A 7,315-nucleotide genomic window follows, 5' to 3' on the forward strand; every position below is an offset into this window, starting at 1 on the left:
GAGATTCAGGACGGCGTGTTCCGCCAGATCGCGATTCATATGGTTTTCCTCGCATTGAGACGGACAAACAGGTCGCGCACGAGTGCGCGCAATCCCGGCGTCATCGTGAGCGACCACGCGACGTTCAGCACCAGCACGACCGCGCACATGCCGATCGACTCGCCGAGCCCCGACCAGGCTTGGGCCAGAAACAGGCTCGCGAGCAGGAAGGCGAGATGGGCGAGCATGTCGAGCACGATCGCGCGCATTCGGATCGCCGACAGGTACAGCAGCACGCCGTAGTCGACGAGCGCGCGCGCCGCGACGACCACCGCCGCGCCGATCAGCCCGAAGTGATGAATGCCGAACCACAGGCCGCCGACGAAGAACGGCATCTCGACGAGCCCGGCGAATGCCGCGCGGGCCGGGTTGACCTGCGACTGGATCAGGATGCGCGTGACGCTCGCCTGGCCGACGAGCCACACGCTGATCACCAGCACGCGGCCGACCGGCGCCGAATGCGCGGCGAGATCGGCGCCGACCCACAGCGTGAGGAACGGCGCGAGCGCGAAGATCGCGACGATGCCGACCGGCGTGAATACGCCGTTCAGGAATTCGAGCGACTGGCGCGCGAGGGTATCCGCATGATCGCGGCCGACCGCCGACAGCCGCGGGAACAGCGTGCGCACCAGCGCGTTCGGCAGCATGTTCAACCTTGTGACGAGGTTCTGCGGCACCGTGTAGTAGGTGACGAATTTCGCGCCCATGCCGGCGCCGAGCATCACGCGGTCGAGCGTGTCGGCGATCATGCTGGTCGTGCTCGCGATCAGCATCCAGCCGCCGAAGTTGAACAGCCCTTTCGCGGTGCCCCACTGCGGCGGATCGATGCGGCGGATGCCGAGCACCTTGATGCTGGCCTGCCCGAGCATCACCGCCGCGATCAGCCGCGCGACGACGGCCGCGGCGAGCACCGTCTGCAGGTTCGGCGCGATCCACCACGCGGCGGCGAGCGGCAGCAGCTGGAACAGGAACGTGCCGATCGTCTGGTTCGTGTTGAACACGCCGAACCGTTCGGCGCCGTTGATCGCGCCGGCGAACACCCACGACACGTTCGCGAGCGGAATCGCGAGCGCGAGCCACGGCAGCGCGAGATACACCTCGTGCTGCATCGCGGCCGACACCTTCGTGAAATACGCGGTGTAGACGAACGCGCCGAAATAGATCAGCAGTCCGCCCGCGATGCCGGTGCCGAGATTCAGCCAGAACGCGCTCCAGAACACGCGTGCGCTTTCGTCGGCGTTGCCGCTCGCGAGCGCCTTCGAGATGTGGTTCTGCGCGGCCATGCTCATCCCGAGATCGAGGATCCCGAAATAGCCGATCAGCGTCCACACGAGGCTTACGACGCCATAGCGTTCGACGCCGAGCGCGTGGATGTACGCGGGCACGGTCACCAGCGACACGAAGGTCGGCAGGATCAGCCCGATGAAGTTGATCGAAACGTTCTTGAGTATGCCTTTGTCCATGCTTTAGCCCATGGGCCCGTTAAGGTTTCCAGCGGTACATGAGCACCTTGCCGCGCGCGTCTTCCTCGACGAACACCAGGTACTCGCCGTTCTCGCGCCGGAACGCGCTGATGCCGAACGGCACGTCGACCCAGCCCGACGCCTTGCCGACCTCGGCGCCCGGGCTCATCACGCCGACTTCCTTGCCGGCTTCCTTGTCGTACACGTGGATCTTGCCGACCGGCTCCACCGTGAAGATGTAGCGGCCCTCGACCGTGATCCCGATCAGGTCGAAGATCGGCTTCGCATCGAGCTTCCACGGCAGCGCCACCTGGTAGCGCGCGACCGGCGAGCCCGTCGACCACTTGTCGAAGCGGATCAGCACGCGCCCCACTTCCTTGTTGATGCCCGGCTGCGGCGGCGCATCGGCCGTGTAGCCGGTCACGTACAGCGTGTCGGTCTGCGGCTCGTAGATCGCGCGGCGCAACTGCGTGAACGGCTGCGGCATCGGGTAGGTCGTGACCTTGTCGTACGAATAGATCGGGTTGCCGGCCTTGTCGACGCCGCCGTACTGGAAGCGGTGGATGCCGCGCACGTCGCTCGTGCGCCAGATGTCGCCCTTCGTGTCGACCCACCAGCCCCAGCCGCCCGCCTTCGCCTTGCCCGTCGTGTTGATCTCGGACTCGTCGGCATCGATCCGGCCGTTGCCGTTCGCGTCGCGCCACAGCCAGTCGCCGCCCGGCGGCTTGTTCGGCACCTTGTCGACCGGCCGCGCGCGGCCCGCGATCAGGCCCGACGGAATCGCAACCTCGCCGTCGCGCTTCGCGTCGAAGCGGTAGATCTTCAGGTGATCGGCGTACATGTCGGTCAGGTACAGGAACGTGCGGCCGTCGACGCGCCGCGCGATCGGCATGCCCGGATACTGGTCCGTGTGGAACACCGGGTCGTCCGGATACTTGAAGCGGTTCGACAGGAAGCCGACGTATTTCCAGTCCTGGCCCGGCGGCTTCGACAGGTCGAGCTCGAAGCGCTTGTTGCCCGTGTACACGCTGTTCGGCCGCGCGGGATCGAGCCACGCGCCGTCGACGAACAGCAGCCCCTGCACCTGCCAGCGCAGCTTGCCGTCCGGCGTGTAGCTCTCCAGCACCGCGCCGAGCCCGGCGCCGATCGTGTCGTGGCGCGGCCCGATCCCGTTCATCGATACATAGATGTTGCCCGCGCGGTCGACGCCGACGCCGGTCAGCCCGTTGAAACGCTGCGGCCCCGGCCGGCCCGGCACCGGGCCCGCGAAGATGCCCCCGCGTTCGCCGAGCGTGCCCGACGGCGCATAGCCGTTGCCGCCTTTCGAGAAGATCAGGATCTGCTGGCGCGGCCCGTTGTCCGCGACGAGCACGCGCCCTTTCGCGTCGACCGCCACGTCCACCGCGTCGGTGCCTTCCGGCAGCGCCGGCGCGTCGTCGAGCTTGCGGCCGTCGGCCCGCACGTGCACGAGATGCGCGGGCCCACCCAGCGTATCGGTCAGCAGCCACAGCGTGCCGTCGCCGGCGAGCGCGATGCGGCCCGGCTCGTGCGCGCTCCACGTGCCCTTCTGCTGCATCGTCTCCGCGTCGTACACATCCACCACGTCGCGCGACGGATTGGTCGCGAACAGCGTCTTGTCGTCGGCCGCGAGGCCGCCCACTTCCGCCTTCGCCTCACCCACTTCCGAGCGTGCGGGCGCCGGCACCTCGTTCATCATCATGAAGCTGGCGGCCATCCGTGCGCGGCCGGTATCGGCACGCCCGCCCGGCGCGACCTGCGGCGCCGCGCGAAACGGCGCGGGCTGCTTCATGTCGCCGATCGTGCGCCGCGAGATGCCGAACCATTGCTTGCCCTTGTCCGGCCAGATGCCGGGCGACTGCAGGTGGCCGCGCTCGTTGCCGACGCCGATCGCGACATACGCGTACTTGCCGTTCACCGCGATCGCGCTGCCGCCGAGATTGCCCCAGCCGTGCGTGCCGCCGGCGAAGCCGAGCATCTTCCCGTCCTGGTAGACGCTCGCCTCGGCGCCGCTCTCGTCCCACGGCGCATTCGTATACACCTTGCCCTCGGGCGTCACCGCGATCGCGCGGATGTCGATCTGCGTCCATGTGCCATCGCCATAGCCGAACGTGTTGCCGATCCACGAGGTCGTCGCGGGCAACACCGTTTCGGCCGGCGCGGCGCTCGTCAGCAGCACCGCGCATACCGTCATGCCAACCAGAATCAGACGTCGCAATGCGCTTCTCCAGACTCGATGCAACAGCGACCGGCGCCGCCACGGATCGCCCGCGGCCGCGCCCTGTCGCTAAATGGGTTTCAAACGTCGCGATGCAGGTTACAAGCAAAAATAATCACAAGAAATTTGGAAATATTTGGGGATGTTTCTGCCTGAAATATCGAGCCGGAACAGCGAATAAATGACGCCCAAAAACGGCAATAACGACCGCCTCTCCCGCGCCGCCACGTAGAAAATTCCGCTCTGCGCCGCCTGGCGAGCCCGTCCGGGCGCCAACCTTTCATGCCGTGATCGTAATAATCGGCATTTGCCTATTTATCGCCCGCTAACCGACGCGCGTTTTTTTACCGATTTCTTTTCCCTAGAATCGGTTTCGATTCCATATTCGATTTAAAGGCATGCAATACGTACACGCATTGGATGCGGGTCGTGAAGGAGCCGCGCGATGACGGCCCTGGCGCGCCCCGCCGACCTCGCCCCGCCGCAACACGGCCGGATCGTGCAGCTCGACGGGCTGCGCGCGATCGCCGTGGGCGCCGTATTCCTGCAGCACGCACTGAAGGCGCCGCTGTGGATGGGTGTCGATCTGTTCTTCGTGCTGAGCGGCCTGCTGATCACCGGCATCCTGCTCGATCGCAAGGCGCGCGGGCAGTCGTACTTCAGCCACTTCTACGCACGTCGCGTACGGCGCATCCTGCCGCCGTACGTGCTGCTGCTGCTGGTGTCGACGCTGCTGTTCGGCTCGAGCTGGCTGCCGCACTGGCCGTGGTTCGCGTTTTTCTCGACCAATATCGGGCTGTCGCTCGGCAGCATCGGCCATGACAGCCTGAACGTGCTGTGGTCGCTCGCGGTCGAGGAGCAGTTCTACATCTTCTGGCCGTTCGTCGTGCTGTGGTGCTCGGAGCGCGCGCTGCTGTGGGTCGCCGCCGCGCTGATCGTCGCGGCGCCGGTGCTGCGCGCGATCGCGACGCCGTGGTTCGATTCGTTCTGGCCGATCTACTACCTGACGCCGTTCCGGATGGACCTGCTCGCAGCCGGCGCGTTGCTCGCGATCGTGCTGCGCCGCGACCGGCGCGCGCTGGAGCCGTTCTATCCGCTCGCGATCGTCGGCGCGCTCGTGTCGCTCGCGATCCTCGGCTGGCTGCACCTGTCGTTCCCGCGCTTTCGCGCCGCGAACACGCCGCTGTCGAACGCAGCGCTCTACAGCATCTCGCTGCTGCTGTGCACGTCGATCGTCGTGATCGCGCTGCGCGGCCGCGGCCTCGTTCAGCGCGTGCTGACGAACCCGATGCTCGTCTACGTCGGCACCGTCAGCTACACCGTCTACCTGATCCACCTGAGCGTGCTGTACGCGCTGTGGCCGCTGCATCTGAACCGCTTCGTCACGGCCGTGCTCGCGCTCGCGATCACGCTCGCTTACGCGACCCTGAGCTGGTACGGCTTCGAACGGCGCCTGACACGCGGGCCGGCGCGCCGCGCGGTGCCGGCTGCCGCCGGCACGACCGCCTGAATTTCATCATCCATCGCTTCTACCAGGACAACGCCATGAGCCAAACGCGTAAAAAGGCCATCATCACCGGAATTTCGGGGCAAGACGGTGCGTACCTGACCAAACTGCTGCTCGACAAAGGCTACGAAGTCACCGGCACCTACCGCCGCACCAGCTCGGTGAACTTCTGGCGTATCGCCGAGCTTGGCGTCGACACGCACCCGAACCTGACGCTCGTCGAGCACGACCTGACCGACGCGGGCTCGAGCCTGCGCCTGCTCGAACGCACGCAGCCGGACGAGCTCTACAACCTGGCCGCGCAAAGCTTCGTCGGCGTGTCGTTCGACCAGCCGGCGACGACCGCCGAAGTGACCGGCATCGGCCCGCTGAACCTGCTCGAGGCGATTCGCGTCGTGAGCCCGAAGACGCGCTTCTACCAGGCGTCGACGTCCGAGATGTTCGGCAAGGTACAGGCCATTCCGCAAACGGAAACCACCGCGTTCTATCCGCGCAGCCCGTACGGCGTCGCGAAGCTGTACGCGCACTGGATGACCGTGAACTATCGCGAATCGTATGGCCTGTTCGGCAGCAGCGGGATCCTGTTCAACCACGAATCGCCGCTGCGCGGCCGCGAATTCGTCACGCGCAAGATCACCGACACGATCGCGAAGATCAAGCTGGGCAAGGCGACCAAGCTCGAGCTCGGCAATCTCGACGCGAAGCGCGACTGGGGCTTCGCGCTCGAATACGTCGAAGGCATGTGGCGCATGCTGCAGGCCGACGAGCCCGACACCTACGTGCTGGCGACCAACCGCACCGAAACCGTGCGCGACTTCGTGCGGATGGCGTTCGCGGCGGCCGGCTACCAGATCGAATGGACCGGCAAGGGCGAGCAGGAGCGCGGCCTCGATGCCGCGACCGGCAACGTGCTCGTCGAAGTGAACCCGAAGTTCTACCGCCCGGCCGAAGTCGACCTGCTGATCGGCTGCGCGGACAAGGCGAAAAGCAAACTGGGCTGGGCACCGAAGACGACGCTCGAACAACTTTGCCAGATGATGGTCGAAGCGGATTTGACGCGGAACCAACACCATGACACGTTCTGAAACCGGGCGTCCGTCGCGCCGTGCATTCGTCACGGGCCTGACGGGCTTCACCGGTCGCTACATGGCCGAACGCCTGCAGGCGGCCGGCTATGACGTCTGGGGCACGGTCGCGCCCGGCACGCCCCGCCCCGCCGATCCGGCGTTCGCACACTGCACGCTGCTGCCCGCCGACCTGCTCGACGCGGAGGCCATGCGCGCGGCCGCGGCCGATGCGCGCCCCGACGCGGTCGTGCATCTCGCCGCGCGTGCGCACGTCGCGCAGGACGAGCCGTCGCAAACCTACGCAGTCAACATCGTCGGCACGCGCAACCTGCTGGCGGCGCTCGCCGGCCTCGACCGCCGTCCGTCGGCGGTGCTGCTGGCCAGCAGTGCGAACGTCTACGGCAATTCGACGGCCGGCGTGCTCGACGAAACCGTCGCGCCTGCCCCGGCGAACGACTACGCGGTCAGCAAGCTCGCGATGGAATATGCGGCGAAGCTCTGGGCCGACCGGCTGCCGATCGTGATCGCGCGGCCGTTCAACTACACGGGTGTCGGCCAGAGCGATGCCTATTTGCTGCCGAAGCTCGTCGCGCACTATGCGAGCAACGCGCCGCGGATCTCCCTCGGCAACCTCGACGTGAGCCGCGATTTCTCCGACGTACGCGACGTGACGGCCGCCTATTTGAAGCTCATCGAAGCCGCGCCGGCCGGCGAGACGTTCAACGTCTGCTCGGAGCGCGCGTATTCGCTGAAGGAAGTGCTCGCGATGCTGTCGCGCATCGCCGGTTACGTGATCGACGTGACGATCGACCCGCGCTTCGTGCGGCACAACGAAGTGAAAAGCCTGAGCGGGTCGCGCGACAAGCTGCGGCGCGCGGTGGGCGAATTGCCGGTCACGCCGCTCGACGAAACGCTGCGCTGGATGGTGGACGCGATGCGTGCCGCACCGCCCGGGCACACCGCTGGCTGAACGTTGGCGAAACGCACGCGACGGCATACGCCG

At 66.7% G+C, this 7,315-nt stretch carries 5 protein-coding genes; 3 read left to right on the forward strand and 2 right to left on the reverse strand.

Annotated elements, in window-relative coordinates; all coding sequences use genetic code 11:
* Positions 1–35 precede the first annotated feature (35 nt).
* A complete protein-coding gene (locus JMF86_RS22695) occupies positions 36–1,502 on the reverse strand; it encodes a flippase (protein ID WP_006479321.1) in 1,467 nt (488 codons plus the stop codon).
* Between the two features lie 19 nt (positions 1,503–1,521).
* Positions 1,522–3,714 carry a hypothetical protein gene (locus JMF86_RS22700; protein ID WP_041489412.1) on the reverse strand — a complete coding sequence of 731 codons (2,193 nt, stop codon included), beginning with the start codon at positions 3,712–3,714 and terminating at the stop codon, positions 1,522–1,524.
* 469 nt (positions 3,715–4,183) lie between these two features.
* Between JMF86_RS22700 and JMF86_RS22705 the strand changes: the two genes are divergently transcribed.
* From JMF86_RS22705 to JMF86_RS22715, 3 genes are read left to right on the forward strand one after another with little or no spacing between them, the layout of a single operon-like run.
* The gene (locus JMF86_RS22705; RefSeq protein WP_011694680.1) at positions 4,184–5,248 is read left to right on the forward strand and encodes an acyltransferase; all 1,065 of its coding nucleotides are present in this window, start codon (positions 4,184–4,186) and stop codon (positions 5,246–5,248) included.
* 35 nt (positions 5,249–5,283) lie between these two features.
* Positions 5,284–6,330, forward strand: coding sequence for a GDP-mannose 4,6-dehydratase (gene gmd, locus JMF86_RS22710; RefSeq protein ID WP_011548084.1), 1,047 nt, complete (start codon positions 5,284–5,286; stop codon positions 6,328–6,330).
* On the forward strand, positions 6,317–7,282 hold the full coding sequence (locus tag JMF86_RS22715; protein ID WP_011548085.1) for an NAD-dependent epimerase/dehydratase family protein: 966 nt from the start codon (positions 6,317–6,319) through the stop codon (positions 7,280–7,282). The genes gmd and JMF86_RS22715 overlap by 14 nt, the downstream gene beginning before the upstream one ends.
* The last annotated feature ends 33 nt before the right edge of the window (positions 7,283–7,315 follow it).

The sequence above is a fragment of the Burkholderia sp. E168m15 genome, from assembly GCF_016586105.1.
GTDB classification, from domain to species: Bacteria; Pseudomonadota; Gammaproteobacteria; order Burkholderiales; family Burkholderiaceae; genus Burkholderia; species Burkholderia orbicola.